Origin of the sequence: Micromonospora lacuserhaii (assembly GCF_036902735.1) — a bacterium.
GTDB lineage: Bacteria > Actinomycetota > Actinomycetes > Mycobacteriales > Micromonosporaceae > Micromonospora.
This window is the reverse complement of the sequence record NZ_JBAKHO010000032.1, coordinates 1-21,130: the sequence shown is the minus strand read 5'-3', so window position 1 is coordinate 21,130 and position 21,130 is coordinate 1. Positions and strand designations below refer to the sequence as shown.

The 21,130-nt window shown below is 73.5% G+C and carries 20 protein-coding genes; 14 read left to right on the top strand and 6 right to left on the bottom strand.

Annotated features, from left to right (window positions below):
• The first annotated feature begins 49 nt into the window (after positions 1-49).
• From nuoH to V6U81_RS19390, 8 genes are all read left to right on the top strand, one after another.
• Positions 50-1,402, top strand: a complete 1,353-nt coding sequence (gene nuoH, locus V6U81_RS19425) for an NADH-quinone oxidoreductase subunit NuoH (protein WP_334491231.1) — start codon at positions 50-52, stop codon at positions 1,400-1,402.
• A gap of 1 nt (position 1,403) precedes the next feature.
• Positions 1,404-2,066 carry an NADH-quinone oxidoreductase subunit NuoI gene (gene nuoI, locus V6U81_RS19420; protein WP_334491230.1) on the top strand — a complete coding sequence of 221 codons (663 nt, stop codon included), beginning with the start codon at positions 1,404-1,406 and terminating at the stop codon, positions 2,064-2,066.
• On the top strand, positions 2,063-2,833 hold the full coding sequence (locus V6U81_RS19415; protein ID WP_334491229.1) for an NADH-quinone oxidoreductase subunit J: 771 nt from the start codon (positions 2,063-2,065) through the stop codon (positions 2,831-2,833). The genes nuoI and V6U81_RS19415 overlap by 4 nt, the downstream gene beginning before the upstream one ends.
• Positions 2,830-3,129 carry an NADH-quinone oxidoreductase subunit NuoK gene (nuoK, locus tag V6U81_RS19410; RefSeq protein WP_088959269.1) on the top strand — a complete coding sequence of 100 codons (300 nt, stop codon included), beginning with the start codon at positions 2,830-2,832 and terminating at the stop codon, positions 3,127-3,129. Before V6U81_RS19415 ends, nuoK begins: the two co-directional genes overlap by 4 nt.
• Positions 3,130-3,140: 11 nt before the next feature.
• On the top strand, positions 3,141-5,099 hold the full coding sequence (nuoL, locus tag V6U81_RS19405; RefSeq protein ID WP_334491227.1) for an NADH-quinone oxidoreductase subunit L: 1,959 nt from the start codon (positions 3,141-3,143) through the stop codon (positions 5,097-5,099).
• Positions 5,100-5,160: 61 nt separating this feature from the next.
• Positions 5,161-6,693, top strand: coding sequence for an NADH-quinone oxidoreductase subunit M (locus V6U81_RS19400; protein WP_334491225.1), 1,533 nt, complete (start codon positions 5,161-5,163; stop codon positions 6,691-6,693).
• Positions 6,690-8,243 carry an NADH-quinone oxidoreductase subunit NuoN gene (gene nuoN / locus V6U81_RS19395; RefSeq protein ID WP_334491223.1) on the top strand — a complete coding sequence of 518 codons (1,554 nt, stop codon included), beginning with the start codon at positions 6,690-6,692 and terminating at the stop codon, positions 8,241-8,243. The genes V6U81_RS19400 and nuoN overlap by 4 nt, the downstream gene beginning before the upstream one ends.
• A gap of 90 nt (positions 8,244-8,333) precedes the next feature.
• Positions 8,334-9,419, top strand: a complete 1,086-nt coding sequence (locus V6U81_RS19390) for a polyprenyl synthetase family protein (RefSeq protein WP_334491221.1) — start codon at positions 8,334-8,336, stop codon at positions 9,417-9,419.
• A gap of 45 nt (positions 9,420-9,464) precedes the next feature.
• Here V6U81_RS19390 and V6U81_RS19385 read toward each other — a convergent pair whose 3' ends face one another.
• A complete protein-coding gene (locus V6U81_RS19385) occupies positions 9,465-10,652 on the bottom strand; it encodes an MFS transporter (protein WP_334491219.1) in 1,188 nt (395 codons plus the stop codon).
• A gap of 157 nt (positions 10,653-10,809) precedes the next feature.
• Between V6U81_RS19385 and V6U81_RS19380 the strand changes: the two genes are divergently transcribed.
• From V6U81_RS19380 to V6U81_RS19370, 3 genes are all read left to right on the top strand, one after another.
• A complete protein-coding gene (locus V6U81_RS19380) occupies positions 10,810-11,592 on the top strand; it encodes an IclR family transcriptional regulator (RefSeq protein ID WP_334491217.1) in 783 nt (260 codons plus the stop codon).
• A gap of 171 nt (positions 11,593-11,763) precedes the next feature.
• Positions 11,764-12,258, top strand: coding sequence for a sigma-70 family RNA polymerase sigma factor (locus V6U81_RS19375; protein WP_280840715.1), 495 nt, complete (start codon positions 11,764-11,766; stop codon positions 12,256-12,258).
• Positions 12,255-12,953, top strand: a complete 699-nt coding sequence (locus V6U81_RS19370) for an anti-sigma factor family protein (protein ID WP_334491215.1) — start codon at positions 12,255-12,257, stop codon at positions 12,951-12,953. Before V6U81_RS19375 ends, V6U81_RS19370 begins: the two co-directional genes overlap by 4 nt.
• Before the next feature lie 8 nt (positions 12,954-12,961).
• Here V6U81_RS19370 and rarD read toward each other — a convergent pair whose 3' ends face one another.
• The 4 genes from rarD to eccE all read right to left on the bottom strand — a co-directional run bounded on the left by rarD (position 12,962) and on the right by eccE (position 16,814).
• Entirely contained in the window at positions 12,962-13,882 is a 921-nt protein-coding gene (gene rarD, locus V6U81_RS19365) for an EamA family transporter RarD (protein WP_334491213.1), read from the bottom strand.
• On the bottom strand, positions 13,879-14,376 hold the full coding sequence (locus V6U81_RS19360) for a GNAT family N-acetyltransferase (RefSeq protein ID WP_334491211.1): 498 nt from the start codon (positions 14,374-14,376) through the stop codon (positions 13,879-13,881). Before V6U81_RS19360 ends, rarD begins: the two co-directional genes overlap by 4 nt.
• Before the next feature lie 117 nt (positions 14,377-14,493).
• Entirely contained in the window at positions 14,494-14,880 is a 387-nt protein-coding gene (locus V6U81_RS19355; RefSeq protein ID WP_334491209.1) for a phage holin family protein, read from the bottom strand.
• A 53-nt stretch (positions 14,881-14,933) separates the two neighbouring features.
• Positions 14,934-16,814, bottom strand: coding sequence for a type VII secretion protein EccE (gene eccE, locus V6U81_RS19350; RefSeq protein ID WP_420884044.1), 1,881 nt, complete (start codon positions 16,812-16,814; stop codon positions 14,934-14,936).
• 195 nt (positions 16,815-17,009) lie between these two features.
• On the opposite strand from eccE, the gene V6U81_RS19345 reads away from it, so the two are divergent.
• Together V6U81_RS19345 and V6U81_RS19340 are read left to right on the top strand one after the other, a co-directional pair.
• Positions 17,010-17,327, top strand: coding sequence for a WXG100 family type VII secretion target (locus tag V6U81_RS19345; protein WP_334491300.1), 318 nt, complete (start codon positions 17,010-17,012; stop codon positions 17,325-17,327).
• Positions 17,328-17,353: 26 nt separating this feature from the next.
• Positions 17,354-17,647, top strand: coding sequence for a WXG100 family type VII secretion target (locus V6U81_RS19340; RefSeq protein WP_334491207.1), 294 nt, complete (start codon positions 17,354-17,356; stop codon positions 17,645-17,647).
• Positions 17,648-17,695: 48 nt separating this feature from the next.
• Here V6U81_RS19340 and mycP read toward each other — a convergent pair whose 3' ends face one another.
• Positions 17,696-18,970 carry a type VII secretion-associated serine protease mycosin gene (gene mycP / locus V6U81_RS19335; protein WP_334491206.1) on the bottom strand — a complete coding sequence of 425 codons (1,275 nt, stop codon included), beginning with the start codon at positions 18,968-18,970 and terminating at the stop codon, positions 17,696-17,698.
• A gap of 154 nt (positions 18,971-19,124) precedes the next feature.
• Between mycP and V6U81_RS19330 the strand changes: the two genes are divergently transcribed.
• Positions 19,125-21,130 (top strand): SseB family protein (locus V6U81_RS19330; RefSeq protein WP_334491205.1); only part of this gene is annotated, 2,006 nt, incomplete at its 3' end.

Here is a 21,130-nt window from a genome sequence, read left to right as displayed (position 1 = left end):
AACGAGCGCAGCGAGTGAGCCCCGCAGTCCCGAACGAAAGGTGGGCACGGTGAACGTCCTCCTCGCGCAGGACCCGACGCTGGCCGACTTCGGCAAGGACCCCTGGTGGCTGGTCCTCGGCAAGATCGTCTTCGCCTTCGCCTTCGGCCTGCTGGCCACGCTGCTCGGCGTCTGGTTCGAGCGGCGGGTCGTCGGCTACATGCAGGTCCGGCCCGGCCCCAACCAGGTGGGCCCGTTCGGCCTGCTGCAGACCCTCGCCGACGGCCTGAAGATGGCCTTCAAGGAGGACATCCTGCCGCGGGCCGCGGACAAGGTCGTCTACTTCTTCGCGCCGACCATCTCGGTGATCTGCGCGGTGACCGCCCTGTCGGTGGTGCCGTTCGGCCCGATGGTCAGCATCTTCGGCCACCACACCCCGTTGCAGGTCACCGACGTGTCGGTGGCGGTGCTGGTGCTGCTGGCCTGCTCGTCGATGGGCATCTACGGCATCGTGCTGGGCGGTTGGGCCTCCGGCTCGACCTACCCGCTGCTCGGCGGTCTCCGCTCCAGCGCCCAGATGATCTCGTACGAGGTCGCGATGGGGCTGAGCATCGTGGCGGTGTTCATGACCGCCGGGACGATGTCCACCAGCGGGATCGTCGCCGCGCAGGCGAACGGCACCCAGCTCAGCATCGGCGGCGCGGAGATCCCGGCGCCCGGCTGGTACGCGATCCTGCTGCTGCCCAGCTTCATCATCTTCTTCATCGCCACCGTCGGTGAGACCAACCGGGCGCCGTTCGACCTCCCGGAGGCCGAGTCGGAGCTGGTCGCGGGCTTCATGACCGAGTACAGCTCGCTGAAGTTCGCGCTCTTCATGCTCTCCGAGTACGTCTCGATGGTGACCATGTCCGCGGTCACCACGACGCTCTTCCTCGGCGGCTGGCGGGCGCCCGCGCCGATCACCACCTTCTGGGCCGGCGCCAACTCCGGCTGGTGGCCGATGCTCTGGTTCTTCGGCAAGGTGCTGATCCTGGTCTTCGTCTTCGTCTGGCTCCGGGGCACCCTGCCCCGGCTCCGCTACGACCAGTTCATGCGGTTCGGTTGGAAGGTCCTGCTCCCGATCAACCTGGTCTGGATCCTGGTCCTCGCCGGGCTGCGCTCCATCGAGGACTGGCAGTCGCGGGACCGGCTGCTCGCCACCGCCATCGGCGCGGGGGTGCTGCTGCTGGCCACGGTCTTCTGGCCGAGCCGGAAGCCGGAGCCGAAGCCGTCCCTGCAGGAACAGGCCAACAACCGGCCGTACGGCAGCTTCCCGCTGCCGCCGCTGGATCTTCAGGTACCACCGAGCCCGCGCACCAAGCGCGTGGTCGCCGAGCGGGAGCCGGCCAACATCGCCACCGGCTCCGACTCCAGGGAGGTGTGACGTGGGCGCGATCACCGGAACGTTCAAGGGCTTCGGTGTCACCTTCTCGCACATGTTCAGGAAGGTCGTCACCACCGACTACCCGTTCAAGCCGCCGGTCTCGGCGCCGCGCTACCACGGGCGGCACATCCTGAACCGGCACCCGGACGGCCTGGAGAAGTGCATCGGCTGCGAGCTGTGCGCCTGGGCCTGCCCGGCGGACGCGATCTACGTCGAGGGCGGCGACAACACCGACGAGCAGCGCTTCTCGCCGGGTGAGCGGTACGCCAGCATCTACCAGATCAACTACGCCCGGTGCATCTTCTGCGGGCTCTGCATCGAGGCCTGCCCGACCCGCTCGCTCACCATGAGCAACGAGTACGAGCTGGCCCGGGACAACCGGCAGGACCTGATCTTCACCAAGGAGCAGCTGCTCGCGCCGCTGCTGCAGGGGATGGAGCAGCCGCCGCACCCGATGCGACTGGGCGACAGCGAGAAGGACTACTACGTCGGCGCGCTGACCAACCCGGGCACCTCGGCCGGCGCCGAGCACTCGGCCAACAACCCCGGCCGGTACCAGGTCGACCAGCACCCCGGGGTGACCTTCCCCGGTGCCGAGCAGGCGGCCCAGCGGGCCGAGGCGACCAACGGGTCGGCAGGCCAGGGCAAGGAGGGCACGGCATGACCACCCAGACGGTGCTCGCCGCGGCGGGCCAGGTGTCCGGGGGTGAGCAGGTCACCTTCTGGATCCTCGCCCCGCTCGCGTTGATCGGCGCGATCGGCATGGTGTGGGCCCGCAACGCGGTGCACTCCGCGCTCTGGCTGGTGCTGACCATGCTCTGCCTGGGCGTGTTCTACGTGCTCCAGGCGGGGCCGTTCATCGGCATGGTGCAGATCATCGTCTACACCGGCGCGATCATGATGCTCTTCCTCTTCGTGCTGATGCTGGTCGGTCGGGACGCCTCCGACTCGCTGATCGAGACGCTGCGCGGCCAGCGGGTCGCCGCGGTGGTGCTCGGCCTCGGCTTCGCCGGCCTGATCGGCACCGGCCTCTACCGGGCCCTCAAGGGCGTCACCGCGGTGGGCCTGGAACAGGCCAACGCGGAGGGGAACGTGCAGGGCATCGCCCGGCTGCTCTTCACCAAGTACGTCTTCGCCTTCGAGCTGACCTCCGCGCTGCTGATCACGGCGGCCGTCGGCGCGATGGTGCTGGCGCACGTGGAGCGGCGCAAGGAGGACCGAATGGATCAGGTCGCCACGATGAAGGCCCGGTTCCGCCCCGGCAACTACCCCGGCCCGAAGCCCGGCCCGGGTGTCTTCGCCACCTCCTCCTCGGTGGCCACCCCGGCCCGCCTGCCCGACGGCCGGCTGACCGACCGCAGCACCCCGGCGATCCTTCCGCAGCGGGAGCTGACCGCCGAGGAGACCACGCTGAAGGGGACGGACAAATGACGCCGGACTACTACCTGATCCTCGCCGCCGTGCTCTTCACCATCGGTGCCGTCGGCGTGCTCGTCCGGCGCAACGCGATCGTGCTGTTCATGTGCGTCGAGCTGATGCTCAACGCGGCCAACCTGACGCTGGTCACCTTCAGCCGGATCAACGGTGACCTCAACGGCCAGATCATGGCGTTCTTCGTGATGGTGGTGGCCGCGGCCGAGGTCGTGGTCGGGCTCGCGATCATCATGTCGATCTTCCGGACCCGGCGCTCCGCGAGCGTCGACGACGCCAACCTGCTGAAGTACTGAGGGGCCCTGCGGTGGATGAGATTCTGACGTACGCCCAGGCAGAGCCGGCCGGCACCGTCGCCTACGCTCCGGCTGGCGGCCTGCTGAGCAGCGTCTGGCTGCTGGTGGCCATCCCGCTGGTCAGCGCGGCGATCCTGCTGCTGCTCGGCCGGCGGGCCGACCGCTGGGGGCACTGGCTCGGGGTGGCGGCCATCGGCGCCGCGTTCGTGCTGGGGCTCAGCTCCTTCTTCCAGCTGCGCGGGCTCGAGAACAAGTCGGTCGAGCTGAGCCTCTGGGACTTCATCACGGTCGGCGGCCTGAAGGTGGACTTCGGTCTGCTCTTCGACCCGCTGGCCGCGGTCTTCGTGCTGCTGATCACCGGGGTGGGTTTCCTGATCCACCTCTACGCGGTCGAGTACATGGCGCACGACGAGGGCCGGCGACGGTTCTTCGCCTACTTCAACCTCTTCGTCGCCGCGATGCTGCTGCTGGTGCTCGGCAACAACTACGTGATGCTCTACTTCGGCTGGGAGGGCGTCGGTCTGGCGTCGTACCTGCTGATCTCCTTCTGGTACGGGCGGCCGAGCGCGGCCACCGCGGGCAAGAAGGCGTTCCTGATGAACCGGGTCGGCGACGCCGGCCTGGCCATCGGCATCTTCATCATGTTCGCCACCCTCGGCACCACCCAGTACGACGAGGTCTTCAACGGCGTCGGCGCGCTGGCCGGCGGCACCGTGCTGGCGCTGGGCCTGCTGCTGCTGCTCGGCGCGGCCGGCAAGTCCGGTCAGTTCCCACTCCAGGCCTGGCTGCCGGACGCGATGGAGGGCCCGACCCCGGTGTCGGCGCTCATCCACGCCGCCACCATGGTCACCGCGGGCGTCTACCTGATCGCCCGGTCCAACCCGATCTTCTCGGCCAACTCCACGCTCCAACTGGTCGTGGTGAGCGTCGGCGCGCTGACCCTGCTGATGGGCTGCATCATCGGCGCGGCCAAGGACGACATCAAGCGGGTGCTGGCCTGGTCGACGGTGAGCCAGATCGGCTACATGTTCCTCGGCGTCGGCCTGGGCGGCGGCGCGTACGCGCTGGCGATCATCCACCTGCTGGCGCACGGCTTCTTCAAGGCCAACATGTTCCTCGGTGCCGGTTCGGTCATGCACGGCATGAACGACCAGGTGGACATCCGCCGCTTCGGCGGGCTGTCGAAGTACATGAAGATCACCTGGATCACCTTCATGATGGGCTGGCTCGCCATCATCGGCATGTGGCCGTTCTCCGGCTTCTTCTCCAAGGAGCCGATCATCGTGGCCGCCTTCGAGCGGGAGGGCTGGACGGCCTGGCTCTTCGGCGGCGCCGCGCTGCTCGGCGCCGGGCTGACCGCCTTCTACATGACCCGGCTCTTCGTGCTCACCTTCCACGGCCCCAAGCGCTGGACCGAGGAGATCGAGCACCCGCACGAGTCGCCGAAGCTGATGACGATCCCGCTGATCCTGCTGGCGATCGGTTCGGTCGGCGCCGGCTTCCTGCTCGCCACCTCGGTGCCGGACTGGCTGACCGCCACCGCCGGCCTCGGCGGCGAGAAGGCGGAGCACAGCCCGGTCCTGGCGCACTGGCTGATCACCGCGCTCTCGCTGCTGGTCACCGTGCTCGGTGTCGGGCTGGCCTGGGCGCTGTTCCGCAACGGCACCGCCACCGAGCCGCAGCCGGCCGGGGTCCTGGTCACCGCCGCCCGGCGCAACCTCTACACGGACGCCTTCAACGAGGCGGTCTTCGAGAAGCCGGGCATCTTCCTCACCCGGGCGCTGGTCTTCCTCGACAACCGGGGCATCGACGGGCTGGTCAACGGTCTCGCCGCGGCGGTCGGGGGCGGCTCGGGTCGGCTCCGGCGGCTGCAGACCGGCTTCGTCCGGTCGTACGCGACGTCCATCCTCACCGGCGCGCTGCTCGTGGTGGCGGCGTTCCTGGCCGTGCAGGCGGGGTGGCTGGCGTGATCGACCTCTTCCCGGCCGCCGCCGGCGGACCACGCAGTGACGACGGAGGTAAGGCCGCATAATGTCCAACTTCCCGTTCCTCTCGGTGCTGACCGTGGCACCGCTGGTCGGCGCCCTGGTCGTGGCCCTCCTGCCGCGCCGCCGGCCCGACCTGGCCAAGCAGGTGGCCTTCGGCTGGTCGCTGCTGGTGCTGGCGCTCTCCGTGGTCATGTGGTTCGCGTTCCAGGCGGACGGCGACCGGCTCCAGTTCCGGGAGTCGTACCCGTGGATCCCGACCTGGGGGGTCAGCTTCACCTTCGCCGCCGACGGCATCGCGCTGGTCATGCTGATGCTGATCGCGATCCTGGTGCCGCTGGTGATCCTGGCGTCCTGGCACGACGCGGAGGCGTCGAGGCGGTCCGTGCCGGTCTACTTCGCCCTGCTGCTCATCCTCGAGTCCACGATGATCGGCGTCTTCGCCGCCGCCGACGTCTTCCTGTTCTACGTGTTCTTCGAGGTCATGCTGGTGCCGATGTACTTCCTGATCGGCAGCTACGGCGGCCACCAGCGGCAGTACGCGGCGGTGAAGTTCTTCCTCTACTCGCTGGTCGGCGGCCTGTTCATGCTCGCCGCGGTGATCGGCCTCTGGGTGGTCGGCGGGAAGACCTTCGACTGGCAGGCACTGACCCAGGTGGACATCTCCACCGGCACCGGCCGCTGGCTCTTCCTCGGCTTCTTCCTCGCCTTCGCGATCAAGGCGCCGTTCTTCCCGTTCCACACCTGGCTGCCGGACGCCGGTGGCGCCGCGCCGGCCGGGGCCGCCGCGCTGCTGGTCGGCGTGCTGGACAAGGTCGGCACCTTCGGCATCCTGCGCTACTGCCTGCCGCTGTTCCCCGAGGCGTCCCGCTGGTTCGCCCCGTGGGCGCTCGCGCTCGGCGTCATCGGCATCATCTACGCGGCGCTGCTGGCGGTCGGCCAGTCCGACCTGAAGCGGCTGGTGTCGTACACCTCGATCGCGCACTTCGGCTTCATCGGGGTCGGCATCTTCGCCTTCACCACCCAGGCCGGCACCGGCGCGGTGCTCTACATGCTCAACCACGGGCTCGCCACCGGCCTGCTCTTCCTGGTGGTGGGCATGCTGATCGCCCGCCGCGGCTCGGCGATGATCCGGGACTTCGGCGGCGCCGGCAAGCTGGTGCCACTGCTGGCCGGGGTGCTCTTCTTCGCCGGTCTGGCGTCCCTGGCGCTGCCCGGCACCGCGCCGTTCGTCTCCGAGTTCCTGGTGCTGATCGGCACGTTCACGGTGAACAAGCCGGTCGCGGTGATCGCCACCGTGGGCATCATCCTGGCCGCCGCGTACGTGCTCTGGATGGTGCAGCGCACCACCCAGGGGACGCTCAACCCGGAGCTGGCCGAGGTCGAGGGGATGCGCCGGGACCTCAGCCTCCGGGAGAAGGCAGTGGTCGCCCCGCTGATCGCCCTGATCGTGCTGCTCGGCTTCTATCCCAAGCCGGTCACCGACGTCATCAACCCCGCCGTGCAGGCGACCATGAACGACGTCGGCCGGACCGATCCCGCCCCGACGGTCGGCAGCGTCCAGGAGGCCGCAAAATGACCGAGCTCAAGTTGCCGTCGATCGACTACGCGGCGCTCGCTCCGATCCTGATCATGCTCACGGTGGCCCTGCTCGGCGTGCTGGTGGAGGCCTTCGTGCCGCGCCGCCACCGGCACCTGGTGCAGCTCACGCTGGCCCTGCTGGCGGTGCTCGGCGCGCTGGTGATGGTGGTGCTGCACGCCGACGACCGGCTGATCACGGCCGGCGGCGCGATCGCCGTGGACGGCCCCACGCTCTTCCTCCAGGGCGCCATCCTGGTGCTCGCCGCGATGGCGCTGCTGCTGATCGGTGAGCGCTCGGTGGAGCGCGGCGGCGCGTTCGTGGCCCAGGCCGCGCTCACCGCCGAGTCGGCCGACGACCGGCGGCAGGCCGAGGGGAGCAACGGCGCCACCGAGGTGTACCCGCTGACCACCTTCGCGATCGGCGGCATGCTGATCTTCGTGGCGGCGAACGACCTGCTGACCATGTTCATCGCGCTCGAGGTCTTCTCGCTGCCGCTCTACCTGCTCTGCGCGCTGGCCCGTCGCCGGCGACTGCTGAGCCAGGAGGCGGCGATGAAGTACTTCCTGCTCGGGGCGTACTCGTCGGCGTTCTTCCTGTTCGGGGTGGCGCTGATCTACGGGTTCACCGGCGGCATGCCCGGCCGGTCGGCCGGCGTCGACTTCGCCACCGTGCACGCCGCGGTGAGCGAGTCGCCGGCCAGCCCGGTGCTGCTCTTCGCCGGCATGGCGCTGCTCGCCATCGGCCTGCTCTTCAAGGCCGCCGCGGCGCCGTTCCACGTCTGGACCCCGGACGTCTACCAGGGCGCCCCGACGCCGGTCACCGCCTTCATGGCGGCCTGCACCAAGGTCGCCGCGTTCGGCGCGCTGCTGCGGGTGTTCCACGTGGCGTTCGCCCAGGCCGCCTGGGACTTCACCCCGGTGCTGGGCGCGGTGGCGGTGCTGACCATGCTGGTCGGCGCGGTGCTGGCGGTCACCCAGACCGACATCAAGCGGCTGCTGGCGTACTCGTCGATCGCCAACGCCGGCTACCTGCTGGTGGGGGTGCTCGCACCGACCGGCCGGGGCGTCTCCGGCACGATGTTCTACCTGGCCGCGTACGGCTTCTCGGTGCTCGCCGCGTTCGCCGTGGTCACCCTGGTCCGAGACGCCGACGGCGAGGCCGGCCACCTGTCCCGCTGGGCCGGGCTGGGCCGCCGCTCGCCGTTCTACGCCGCGATCTTCACCTTCATCCTGCTGGCCTTCGCCGGCATCCCGCTGACCAGCGGCTTCACCAGCAAGTTCGCCGTCTTCGGCCCGGCGCTGGAGAGCGGGCACGTCTGGCTGGTGGTGGCCGGCGTGCTGACCAGCATGGTGCTGGCCTTCCCGTACCTGCGGGTCGTGGTGATGATGTGGCTCTCCGAGCCGGGCGAGTCCACGCCGACCGTGACGGTCCCGGGCGGGCTGACCGCGACCGCGCTGATGATCGGGGTGGCCGCCACGCTGATTCTGGGCGTGGCGCCGGAGCCGCTGCTGGACCTGGCGAACGACGCCGCCACGTTCGTACGATGATCCACTTCGGGTGGCTCGCGGGGCCGGTGCGCGGTGCGCGCCGGCCCCGCGGCCGTATCCCCGCCCCGGAGCAGGTCGAACGGGTGTGGCATGGTTGATGGTGTGGTGATTCCGGCGGGCGAGCGTTCAGATGCCGTCGGCTCCGGTGGTCGTCGGAGCCGGGCGGGCACGAGTCAGGTCGGCGCGCTCGGCGTGCACCTCGCCGATCCGCGGGTCGAGGCCTCCGTGCTGCGTCTGCTCGGCGGCGTCGAGACCGAGCTGCGGGCCAGTGTGGCCAGCGCCGACCCGTTCGTCACCGAGGCCGCCCGCCACCTGGTCGAGGCCGGCGGCAAGCGGTTCCGGCCACTGCTGGTGGCGCTGGGCGCCCAGTTCGGCGACCCGGAGCGGGCGGAGGTCGTCCCGGCCGCGGTGGTGATGGAGCTCACCCACCTGGCCACCCTCTACCACGACGACGTGATGGACGAGGCCGCCGTGCGGCGGGGCGCCCCGAGCGCCAATTCCCGCTGGACCAACTCGGTGGCCATCCTGGTCGGCGACTACCTCTTCGCCCGCGCCGCGGACATCTCCGCCGAACTCGGCACCGAGGCGGTACGGCTCCAGGCGCGCACCTTCGCCCGGCTGGTGCACGGTCAGATCGCCGAGACGGTCGGCCCGCGCGCCGACCAGGACCCGGTCGACCACTACCTGCACGTCATCGCCGAGAAGACCGGTTCGCTGATCGCCACCTCCGCCCGCTTCGGCGGTCTGTTCAGTGGCGCCACGCCGGAGCACACCGAGGCCCTGGCGGGCTACGGCGAGACCATCGGGGTGGCCTTCCAGCTCTCCGACGACCTGCTCGACATCGCCAGCGAGTCGGTGCAGTCCGGTAAGACCCCCGGTACCGACCTGCGGGAGGGCGTGCCCACCCTGCCGGTGCTCTACGCCCGGGCGGCGGACGACTCGGACGCCGCCTCGGTGCGGTTGCGGGAGATCCTGGCCACCGGCCCGCTGGTCGACGACGCGCTGCACGCCGAGGCGCTCACCCTGCTCCGCGAGTCCCCGGCGCTCAAGCGCGCGCGGGAGACCGTCCGCAGCTACGCCGAGGACGCGAGGGCCCAGCTCGCCCCGCTCCCGCAGGGCCCGGCCCGCCGCGCCCTCGAATCCCTCTGCGACTACATCGCCGACCGCACCAGCTGACGCCCCCCGGGCGCGCCGCGACGCGCGCCGGTGCCAGGCGTGGCGTCAGGGGGCGGGCCGGGTCAGCATCCGGCTGCCCGTGAGCATGAGGGCGGCGGCGGCGAGCATGGCGACCGCCGCGATCGACCACATCGCCGGATAGCCGAGGCTGGCGGCGGCGGCGCCCAGGCCGAGCGGGCCGACGCAGCCGCCCGCGTACACCCCGGTCTGCGTGATCGAGGTGGCGGCGGCCGGGGCCTGCGGGTGCAGCTGGACCACCGCGAAGTTCATCAGCCCGGGCCAGGCCCAGCCCAGCCCGAAGCCGAGCACCACGCCGGCCACCAGCGACGCCGTGCCGGCCAGGGCGAGCAGCGCCAGGCCGGCCGCCCCGACCACCAGCATCCCGGCGATCAGCGCGACGTGGCCGCCCTCCCGGCGGTCGGCCAGCCAGCCGGCGCAGATCCGGGCGGTCACGCAGACCACACTGCCCAGCGTCAGGGTGAGGCCGGCCAGTCCCGGGGCGAGCCCGCGGGTCACCGACGAGTCCACCAGGAAGGTGCCCAGGGCGTTGGCCGCAGCCGCCGCCAGCGTCGCGGCCAGCCCGATCACCACCAGGGCCGTGGTGGCCCGCCCCGCGCGGGCCGGGGCGGCCCGGCCGGCCCGACCGGCCTCCCCCGGGGGTACGGCGGGCAGCGCGGCCAGCGCCGCCACCGCACCGGCCACGAAGGCCCAGCGCCAGCCCGCGGTCAGCGCGATGGCCGGCACCGCCACCCCGGCCAGCAGGGTGGAGACCGGGATGGCGGACTGCTTCACGCCGAACGACAGCCCCTGCCGCCGGGCCGGGACGTGCCGGGCCAGCGCCGAGTTGCTGGCGAGCTGGCCGAGGGCGTTCGCCGCCGCGCTCAGCCCCAGCAGGGCGACCAGCACCGGGTACGACCGGGCCAGTCCCGCGATGGCGAGCAGGCAGCCGGCGGCGAGCAGGATGCCCACCCGGGCCACCACCGCCGGGCCGTACCGCTCGACCAGCCGGCCGGACGGCACCGAGGCCAGCGCGCTGACGCCGAAGTAGAGGGAGACGGCCAGGCCCAGCCCGGCGGGGGAGAAGCGGAGGTCGTCGCCCATCTGCACGGCCAGCCCGCCGACCAGGAACACGGGCAGCACGCAGGCGATGGTGGTGGCGACCGCCCCGGAACCGGCCCGCAGGGGGCTCACGGCCGGACGGCTCGGTGCGGGGATGAGCGCGGTGTCGGTCATGGTCAGGCCAACCTACGCGAGTCCGCTAGCCGACAACTCGGCGTGTCAGACCGGTACACGCCGGGTACGGGGTCTTTTGAGATCCTCGACCCGAACGGGCGTTCCGTCCCGAGGTCTTTTTTCATATGGTGTAAGTCCCCCGGCTGCGGAGGTGGTTGTGCGCGACCCCCTGGCGGAGCCTTCGGACCTGATCCGGAGCGTCTCCCGCGCGCTACGCGTGCTCGAGTCGGTCGGTCGCGCCCCCAAGGGACTGACCGTCAAGCAGATCGCCCGGCGCTGCGAACTGACCGTGGCGACCACCTACCACCTGGTGCGTACGCTGGCCTACGAGGGCTACGTGATCCGTCGCGAGGACGGCACCTACATCGTGGGGCTGGAGGTCGCCGACCGTTACCGGGAGCTGGTGACGGCGTTCCGCGGGCCGCCCGCCGTCGGGGAGACGCTGCGCCGCGCCGCCGTCGACACCGGCTGGAGCCACTACCTCGGCCGCTTCGTCGGCGGCCAGGTGGCGGTCACCGCGGTCGCCGAAGGGCCCCGCTCGCCGTACCTGGAGGATCTGGTCCCCGGCTTCGACGAGGGGGCGCACGCCACCGCCCTCGGCAAGTCGCTGCTGGCCACCCTCACCGCTGAGCAGCGCTTCCGCTACCTGCGCGAGTACGGCATGCGCCCGTTCACCACCGCCACGCTGACCAGCACCGAGGCGTTCGAGGCCGACCTGGCCGCCGGGGACCGGCGCGGCATGCAGCTCGAGCTGGGCCAGTTCCGGCAGGGGGTGGCCTGCGCCTCCGTGCTGGTCACGCCCGACAAGGACATGGAACGCCGGGTGGTGCTGGCCTGCGCGCTGCCGGCCAGCGAGATGATGACCTCCGCCCGGGTGGTCCGGGCCAAGCTGCTCACCGTCGCGCGCGCGGTCGCCGACGGCATCGCCGCCGACGCCTGACCCGCCACGACGCGGCGCGCCGGCCCGCGTGGTCGCCGCACCGATGGCGCCGACGTGAACAGCGGTCACCGGTGAACCGATCCGGGTCACCGCGCGTATTCACGAGCGGACACACATCGCCCCGACGCGCCGGAGAGCGAGGGGATCACCATCAGCGACCACGACGCCCAACTGCTGCGCGCGCTGCACGACGAGCACGCGGAGGCGCTGTACGCGCATGCGCTGCGGCTGGTCAACGGCGACCGGACGCGGGCCGAGGACCTGGTGCAGGAGACCCTGTTGCGGGCCTGGCGCCATCCGGAGTCGCTGGACCCGCGGCGCGGCTCGGTCCGCGCCTGGCTCTTCACCACCGCGCGGAACCTCGCCATCGACGCCTGGCGTCGACGGTCCACCCGGGTCGGTGAGGTGTTCACCGACGAGTTGCCCGAGCCGCCCGAGGCGGTCGACGAAGCGGAGCGCGCGGTGGAGGCGTGGACCGTCGCCGAGGCGTTGAACCGGCTGAGCCCGACCCACCGGGAGGTGCTGGTGGAGTGCTTCTACCAGGGCCGTTCGGTGGCCGAGGCCGCCGCCCGGCTGGGCGTGCCGCCCGGGACGGTCAAGTCCCGCACCCACTACGCACTCCGCTCACTACGGTTGGTCCTGGCCGAGATGGGGGTGACCGGATGACCCGCTGCGAGTTCGCGCACGACGACGGCGCGTACGTGCTGGGCGCCCTGGCCCCCGCCGACCGCGCCGCCTACGAGCGGCACCTGGCCGGCTGCGCGGCCTGCCGGGAGGCGGTCGCCGAGATCGCCGTGCTGCCCGGGCTGCTCGGCCGGCTCGACCCGGCCGCGCTGGACGAGTTCCTCCCGCCGCCGCCGGAGACCACCCGGGTGCCCGCGCTGCTCGACGCCGCGCGGGCCCGCCGGCGCCGCGAGCGGTCCCGCACCCGCCGCCGGTACGCGCTGACCGGCCTGGCCGCCGCCGCGCTCGCCCTGGTGGTGGGGGTCGGCGCGACCAGCGCGCTGCGCCCCGCCGCGCCGCCCGGGCCGACGGTTCAGGCCGTCCGGATGGTCGCCATGCAGCCGGTGGCGGCGAAGGCGCCGGTGCACGCCGAGATCGGCCTGACCGGCACCGACTGGGGCACCCAGGTCACCATGCACTGCGGGTACGACGCGACGTCCGGCTACCACAAGGCGTACGCCTTCCGGCTGGTGGCGCACGGCCCGGACGGCGCGACGGAGCAGATCGGCTCCTGGCTGGCCGCGCCCGGCGACGACGTCCGGCTCACCGGCGGGACCCGGTTCACCGACGCGGAACTGGTCCGGCTGGAACTGCTCCGCGCCGACGGCACCGTCGTGCTGGGCTACGACGTCGGCTGACGCACCGGTCACCGGGTGGCGGTGACCGGTTCCGCGATGCGGGCGGCGGCCCGGGTACGGCGGGTGTGCCGCAGCGCGTCGACGGTGAACACGATCAGCGCGACCCAGACCAGGGCGAAGCCGGCCAGCCGGGCCGGCGGCATCGGCTCGTGGAAGATCAGCACGCCGCAGCCGAGCTGGAGGATCGGGGCGAGGTACTGCAACATGCCGAGCGCCGACAGCGGCAGCCGGTTGGCCGCGCCGGCGAAGAGCAGCAGCGGAATCGCGGTGGCCGCGCCGGCCAGCACCAGCAGCGCGGTGTGCCCGGCCGAGACGTGCCCGAACGTCGACTCGCCCCGGCGGGCCAGCCAGCCCAGGTAGGCCAGGGCGGGCAGCGCCAGCACCGCCGACTCGACGAAGAGCCCCTCCGCGGCGGGCAGTCCGAGTCGCTTCTTCACCAGCCCGTACCCGGCGAAGCTGAACGCCAGGGTCAGCGCCAGGTAGGGCAGCCGGCCGTAGTCGACGGTGAGCACCGCGACGGCCGCCGCGCCGACGCCCAGCGCGGCCCACTGCGCCGGGCGCAGCCGCTCGCGCAGCACGAAGACGCCGAGCAGCACCGAGACCAGCGGGTTGATGAAGTAGCCGAGCGCGGTCTCCACCACCCGGTCGGAGTTCACGCCGTAGATGTAGGTGCCCCAGTTGACCGCGATCAGCGCCGCGGCGACGCCGATGCCGGCCAGCGTCCGGGGCCGGCGGGCCAGCGCCCGCAGGAACCCGACGTTGCGCAGCGCGGCGAGCAGCAGCGCCACGAAGACCACCGACCAGACGATCCGGTGCGCCAGGATCTCGATCGGCCCGGCCGGCCGGAGCAGCTTCAGGTAGATCGGGAAGAAGCCCCAGAGCAGGTACGCCCCGAGGCCGTAGAGGTAGCCGAGCCGGATCTGGTTCACCCCTCCACCGTAAGGGGCGAAGTGGTGCCGTGTTCCTTTCCGGTGACCGGCCTCACCGGTTGTTCGCGCTGGTCCAGCTCCATGAACCGGCCCGGCGGCACCTCGGTGAAGCCGAGCTTCGCGTACACCCCGTGGGCATCCATGGTGGCCAGCAGGATCCGGCGTACGCCGAGCCCCGCCAGGTGGTCACGGACCGCCTCGGCCAGCCAGCTGCCCAGCCCCCGGCCCCGCTCCTCCCGCGCCACGTAGACGTCGCAGAGCCAGCCGAAGGTCGCCCCGTCGGTGACCACCCGGGCGACCGCCACCTGCCGGTCGTCCGCGACCCGGTGCACGGCGTACCCGATCGAACCGGCGAAGGCGCGGGCCACCGTCTCCCGGTCCCGCCCCAGCGCCCAGTACGCGTCGGTGGAGAGCCAGTGGTGCACCAGCCCCAGGTCGAGTTGGTCGGGATCGGTGCTGAGTCGGTAGCCGTCGGCGCGGGTCAGAGTGAACACCGCTCCGACGCTAGCGGGCACGCGGGGACGGCGCGCCAGCCAATTCCCGCCTGCTGGCCGCCGCACGCCCGCCGCTGCGCGCCGTCACCGGGCCGCACCCGGCCGTGCTGACGAAGGTCAGTCGCGGTCGAGGATGGCGCCGAGGATCCAGGTCACGATGCCGACGAAGAGCGCGCCGAGCACCGCCTCCGGCCAGAAGCTGTCCACATGGAAGGGCAGCCCGGCCTGGTCGGCGATCCAGCTGGTGAGCAGGAAGAGCAGGCCGTTGACCACCAGCGCGATCAGCCCCAGGGTCAGCAGGTAGAAACCGCAGCCCACGGACTTGATGATCGGCTGGAGCACCGCGTTGACCACGCCGAAGATCACCGCGACCAGCACCAGCGTGGTGACCGTCTCGACGGCCGAGTCGGAATTCAGCGAGATGCCGGGGATCAGCAGTGTCGCCAGCCAGAAGGCCACCGCCGTGGAGCCCAGCCGGATCAGAAGGCCCTTCAAGAAACCCATGGCGCGCATCGTGCCACGGGAGATCCACCCGGGGAACCCTCCGCCGGGCCGGGTCAGCGCCGACCCGGCCGTCCGATCAACTGCGACTCGATCGGAGTCGGGGAGAGCAGGGCCCAACGCAGCGCCCGCCGGTTCACCACCGCCACCATGTCCTCCCGGATCCGGGTCAGCCACTCCGCCGACCCGCCCAGACCCAGGGCGGCACCGGCCAGCGTCGCCTCCGCCGGGTCCAGCGGTTGCAGCACCGCCAGGTCGGCCCGGCCCAGGGCGTCCAGGTCGGCCGGTGTCAGCTCGTCGCGGACCACCAGCGTGGCCGACCAGGCCGCGCCCGGCGTCGATTCGGCCGGCGCCGTGCCGGCATCCGCCACCAGGAGCAACGGGCGCAGCGGCGAGCCGGCCGCCCGGGCCACCGAGCGGCCCGGCGGGACCACCGCGACGGCGCCGCCGACACCCCGGACGAACGGTTCCCATTCGCGTGGCCGCCCGGTGCGCACCACCACCACGGCGCCCAGTGCCATCGCCCGCAGCACCAGCAGCTGCGCCGCCCGCACCCCGCCCACCAGCGCCAGCCGGGTGCCCTCCGCGCGGAAGAGCCGGACGGTGACCGCGCCACCGTGCCGATTCGCGCCCACCATCAGCCCGGCGTCGCCGAGGGTCAGCTCCAACTGTTCCGGACCGTCGACCGCGGGGACGCCGGCCACCGCCAGGGGCAGGGTGGCGGCCAGGCCGTCGAGCTGCGCCCCGTCCAGGCGAACCACCTCGCCACCGGCGTCGGCGACGAGCCGGCGCAGCCCCTGCGCCGCGGCATCCAGCTCGGCGACGCTCCAGGCGCTGAGCCGTACCGTCGCCTCGACCGGGACCGGCGCGGAGTCGGCACCGACGCGCGGGCCGGCGCAGAGCGACACGGTGGTGGCCGTCGCGGGCAGCGCCAGCAGTCTCGGCACCAACCGCCGGCCCAGGTCGGCGCGCGGGTCGGGCCAGCGCCGCAGCCGGAAGGCGGCCTGTGCCAGGCCGCCGGAGCGCACCAGCTGCCAGCTCTCCCGGGTCGGCTGGTCGCCGTCGTGGTGGGCCAGTTCCCCGAGTACGCGCAGCGCGGCGGGCGCGCCGAGCGGCCGGGTGGTGGTCGAGCCGAGCCGGCGGACGATCCGTCGCACCGTGCCGGAGAGGGCCCGGCGCAGCTCCTCGTCGGACCAGCCGTCCACCCGCAGCACCCGGACGGCGAGCAGGGCCCGCTCCTGCCCGGGCAGTCGTCCCTCGGTCAACTGCCGGTAGGACGTGCCCGCCGTGCCGCCGGCCACCGCCGGCGAGGCGTGCAGCAGCAGCTGGACCCGCACCGGCGGCTGCTCGGGCGCGCCGGGTGGCAGCAGCGTGGCCGGCGCCGGCAGCGCCCGAGGGCCGTCGCCGAGCAGGTCGCCAGGGTCCCCCAGGTCGAGCAGCGCGGTCAGCCCGGCGGCGTCGTCGACGGCGGCGACCGGGCCGCCGGCCAGCTCCACGGTGCGCAGCGTGGCGCCCGGCAGGACCAGCTCCAACAGCGCCTGCGGACCGGCGGCCGGAGCGAGCGCGCGCCGTCGGGTGAGGTAGCCGACCCCAGTGCCCAGCCACTCGAAGAGCCACCGGCCGCGCCAGCGCGCCCAGGCCAGGGCGGCCAGCAGCGCGGCGCCGGCGAGGGCGAGCACGGTCGGGCCGACGCCCCGGCCCAGCGCGGCGACGGGCAGCGCCACCGCCACCTGCGCGGCGGCCACCTGACCGGCCCGTACGGCGCTGGCCGCGCGGGGGCCGGCCGGGGTCCACCGGACCGGCGGCGGGTGGTGGTCCACCCTGGCCGGACCTCCGGTCGTACTCGCCGTCACCGGGTCTCCTCCCGCTCCGCGCGTGGGGTGCCGTGCCGCCGCCGGACCACGATCTGATCGCACCGCGACGGCGGCGTGACCCATCGTAGGCGGCGACTGTGTCCGGGGTTGTCCACAGGGGAGGACGAGGGGGTAGCACGACGGCGATCGGACGGCTACCGTCAGCGACGAGTTTCGCTGACCGTCACGCCGTGAGCACAGCGCGGTGACCGGTATGGAGCGTCCATCGTGGATGCTTCGACGGCCAGCCACGATCGAGGAGGCGAGGTGACGTCCGGGGTGTCCCAGACCCAGGCAGAAGCCGCGGTGATGCAGCAGACCGCTGCGAAGTTCGAGCAGGTGGACCAGTCCCTGCAGACCATGCTGAGCGGGCTGATGGCCGAGCTGGAGGTGCTGCAGCAGGCCTGGCGCGGGGCCGGCGGGCGCTCCTTCGAGCAGGTCAAGCAGCAGTGGTCGCAGGACCAGGCGGCGTTGCAGCGGGCGCTGCGGGAGACCGCGTCGGCGATCCGCACCGCCGGCCAGCAGTACGACGTCTCGGACTCCGAGGCGGCCAGCCGGGTCGCCGGCACCAACCGCGGCATCCAGTTGCCGCTGTAACCAGATCCCGGGGAGGGGAGCATCCGATGGACCACGGTGTGCTGGTCGTCAACTTCGCCGCGCTGCAGCAGGCCAGCGCGGACATCCAGAAGGCTCTGAACACGCTCGACTCGCAGCTCGGCCAGCTGGAGCGGGACGCCGCGCCGCTGGTGGGCAGCTGGGCGGGTGAGGCCCGGCAGGCGTACGAGCAGCGGCAGGCCCGGTGGCGGTCCGCGTCGCAGGACCTCCAGGCCGTGCTGCGCGACATCAAGCTCGCGGTGGACGACTCCGCGTCCGACTACCTCAACACCGAGAAGAGGAACGTCGGCCTGTTCCAGTGAGCACCCCGGCGGCGGCGCCCGACGGTACCGTCGGGTTCCGCCGCCCGCTCAGGCCGGCCCGGCGGGTCGCCAGCCGCGGCGGGCGCCTCGCGGCAGCACCACGGCCAGCAGCACCAGCAGCGTCACCACGGCGGCGGTGACCGAGGCGACCAGCAGCGCGCGGTCCTGCGCCGCGGCGCGACGCGCCTGCCGGGCGAGCGCCACCGGGTCGGGCCGGTCCGCCGGGAGCGCCGCCGGACGGGCCGCCGTCGCCGCTTGCGCGCCCGTCTCGACGACCGCCCGGTACGGGTTGAGCACACCGGCGCCGTACCCGCCCCGGTCGCCGCCCGGCGCCGGGTCCGCGGTGTCCATGATCCGGCGCGCCACCTGCGCCGCGGTCAGGCTCGGCCGGTACTGCCGGACCAGCGCCGCGGTCGCCGCCACGAACGGGGCGGCGTAGCTGGTCCCCTCCGCCCGGCGGTGCCCCTGCTCGGGAGCGGCCATCAGCACGTCGCTGCCCGGCGCCACCACGTCGACGTACGGCCCGGTCTGGGAGAACGCCGCCCGGGCGCCGCCGGCGGTGATCGCGCCCACCCCGAGCACTCCGTCGTACGACGCGGGGTAGGGGCGGGGGTCGCCGCTGTCGTGCAGGTTGCCGGCGGCGGCCACCACGACCACGTCGCGCCGTACCGCGTAGTCGACCGCCTCGCGGACGGCCGGATCGTCGGCGTACAGCACCACGGAGAGGTTCAGCACGTCGGCGTCGTGGTCCACCGCCCACCGGATCGCCCGGGCGAAGTCGGTCGCGCTGACCGTACGCCCCGACTCCCGCCCCTGGACCACCTGCTGCTCGCTGACCCGGACCGGCAGGATCCGGGTCCCGGTCGCCAGCCCGTGGAACGGCAGCCCGGCCTCCTCCGCAGCGACGATGATGCTGGCCACGCCGGTGCCGTGACCGGCGCAGTCGCGGGTGCCGTCGCCTCCCGGGTCGAGGAAGTCCGCCCCGTCGAGGATTCGACCGCGCAGCTGCGGATGCCGTCGGTCGACCCCTGAGTCGATCACCGCCACGGTCACCCCGGCACCGTCGGCCAGGGGGGTGAGCCGCTCCGGGGCGTACCGCCGCTGGGGCCACGGGGTGGCCGTGACCGGGCGGGCCGGGGCGAGCGGGGTGGTGCAGGCGGGGACGGCGGCGCCGGCCACGACCGGGCCCGCCGTGGGGGCGACGGAGACGGCCGGTGCGGCCGGACGGGCCGCGGCGAGGGCGGACACGGCTACGGCCGGCAGGGCGGCCAGCAGGGCCGCCGCCGCGCCGGCCACGGTCGGGCGCGTACCGGAACGGGACATCGACCGCCTCCGTATCGTGTCGACTCGGGGACGGAATGTTATCTCCTCGGCGTGCGGCAGGCGGGCCGCCCGCCGCTCGGCCCATTGTGATCTTGTTGCCACCTTGTAGGTTGTACGCGATGCCTATGGCCTGTTCGCGGGAGGAGAGGTGGCCGTGACCGACTGGGAGCCGGCTACCGAGGCCGAGACGGCGATGCGCGACGCACTCCAGGCCAACGACCAGGAGTTGTACTTCCGCATCCTGGCCCAGACCGAGCTGTTCCTGCCGGTCTCCGCCCAGGCTCTCGCCGGTGAGGCGCCGATGGGTTGGGGCACCTGGACCACCGGCGGGCGTACGCACGTGCTCGCCTTCACCTCGACCGCCGCGGTGCACGCCTGTCTCGGCGCCACCGCCGGGCCCAGCCGGCGCCGGGCGTTCGCCGACCTGGCCACCGACTGGCCGCACCACGAGTGGTGGCTGGCGGTCAACCCGGGCCTGCCCGTCGAGGGGTACCTGCCGGCGTGGTTCGTCTCCCAGCTCTCCCGTGGGGACGTCCGCCTGCCCGGCCGCACCATGGGCGCGCGGGCCCGTTTGGAGCGGGCGGAGACGCTCGCCCGTGCCCGGGGCGACGCCGCCCCCGGTCAGGAGCCCTCGTCGGCTCCGCCGCCCGGCGTTCCCACGACCGGCGGCTGGACACCGCCGCGCCCGGCCGTGCCGGCCGGCGCGCCAGCGTCCGGTGCCACGGCCATCGGCGCCGTCCCGGAGGGCCGCTCCGACCTCGCAGCCGTCCGAATACCCGGCACGTCGCCGGCCTCCCCCGGGTCTGGCACGGACGCGGACGACGCGGGTGCGGTCGACGGGGGAGCGCGCGCCGGCAACGGCCGGGTCCCCGCCGCCCCGGGGGGCCCCACCGACCTGCTCCGGCCCTCCCCGCTACGCCGTCGGTCGCTGGGGGAGGAGACCGGTCCGGCGAACGGTCGCAGCTCCTTCTTCGAGCCCGCCCCGGGGCGGGGTGGAGCGGTCCGGTCACCGCGCGACAACCCGCTGCGCGCCGGCGACCGCGCCGCCCCGTCGCCCCGACCGGGCCTCGGCGGCCAGCCTTTCCCCCGTCGTCGGCCGGCGACGAACCTGCCCGACGACGACCCGACCCGGGCGTTCCAGGTGGACGACGACCCGACCCGGGCGTTCCGGGTGGACGACCAGGTGACCCAGCCGATCCCGGCGCCCGCACCGGCCGACCGCCGGCCGGACCCGCTGGCGGAGGAACCCACCCGGGCGTTCCGGCTCGACCCGCCCGCGGCCGAGGCGACCCAGGTGCTGCCGCGTCGCACCCTGGGACCGGCTGACGAGCAGACGCAGCGCCTGCCCGACCCGACGGTACGGCCGGTCCCCCCGGCCGCCCCTGCGTCGTTCGCCGAGGAGCTGCCGGCCTCGATCGCCGAGCCGGTCTCCGGCCCTCCGGCGCCGCGTCGGGGCTTCTCGCCCATCGTCATCGAGGGCACCGTCATCGAGTCCCGGGATCTGCCGGGGCCGCACGAGCCGGACCCGGTCACCGCCGCCTTCGGCTGGCGGCCGACCGTCGGCGCTCCCCGGGTCGACGACGAGGCCGCCGACGTGTCCGCCCCGTCCTCTCCGGCGCCCGGCTCCCGTCCGGGGACGGTCGACGCCGAGCTCGCCAGCATCGCGTTCCCCGCCGGCGCCGCCTTCCCCACCGCGCCCGCGACCACCGGCCCGGTCGACGCCGCGCCGTCGAGCACCGGGCCGTCGAGCACCACGCCGTCGAGCACCGGGCCGTCGAGCACCGGGAGGTTCGGCGCCGCGCCGGCGAGCAACGGGCCGGTCGACTCCGGCCCGGCGACGACCGAGCCGGTCGAGTCCCGCCCGGCGACGACCGAGCCGGTCCGCGCCCCGTTCGCCGGCCCCACGACCGTGCCGCGGACCCCCGCGAACGGGACGCCGTCGGACCTGGACCCGGCGTGGCTGTCGTCCGGCGGTGCCCCGGCGGCCGGTGTTACGCCGGACGACGCCGGCCCGGAGCCGACGTTGCGAACCACGCCGTCCGCCGGCACCGGGCAGGCCGCGCCGACCGCCGCCCAGGCCGCGCCGACGCTCGCGCAGGCCGCGCCGACCGCCGCCCAGGCCGCACCGACTCTCGCGCAGGCCGCGCCGACCGCCGCGCA

Excerpts from the sequence above, each read along its gene's own strand:
- V6U81_RS19415 (WP_334491229.1), top strand. The coding sequence starts at position 2,063 with ATGACCACCCAGACGGTGCTCGCCGCGGCGGGCCAGGTGTCCGGGGGT.
- nuoK (WP_088959269.1), top strand. The coding sequence starts at position 2,830 with ATGACGCCGGACTACTACCTGATCCTCGCCGCCGTGCTCTTCACCATC.
- V6U81_RS19400 (WP_334491225.1), top strand. The coding sequence starts at position 5,161 with ATGTCCAACTTCCCGTTCCTCTCGGTGCTGACCGTGGCACCGCTGGTC.
- nuoN (WP_334491223.1), top strand. The coding sequence starts at position 6,690 with ATGACCGAGCTCAAGTTGCCGTCGATCGACTACGCGGCGCTCGCTCCG.
- V6U81_RS19390 (WP_334491221.1), top strand. The coding sequence starts at position 8,334 with ATGGTTGATGGTGTGGTGATTCCGGCGGGCGAGCGTTCAGATGCCGTC.
- V6U81_RS19385 (WP_334491219.1), bottom strand. The coding sequence starts at position 10,652 with ATGACCGACACCGCGCTCATCCCCGCACCGAGCCGTCCGGCCGTGAGC.
- V6U81_RS19370 (WP_334491215.1), top strand. The coding sequence starts at position 12,255 with ATGACCCGCTGCGAGTTCGCGCACGACGACGGCGCGTACGTGCTGGGC.
- V6U81_RS19355 (WP_334491209.1), bottom strand. The coding sequence starts at position 14,880 with ATGGGTTTCTTGAAGGGCCTTCTGATCCGGCTGGGCTCCACGGCGGTG.
- eccE (WP_420884044.1), bottom strand. The coding sequence starts at position 16,814 with ATGGGTCACGCCGCCGTCGCGGTGCGATCAGATCGTGGTCCGGCGGCG.
- V6U81_RS19340 (WP_334491207.1), top strand. The coding sequence starts at position 17,354 with ATGGACCACGGTGTGCTGGTCGTCAACTTCGCCGCGCTGCAGCAGGCC.
- mycP (WP_334491206.1), bottom strand. The coding sequence starts at position 18,970 with ATGTCCCGTTCCGGTACGCGCCCGACCGTGGCCGGCGCGGCGGCGGCC.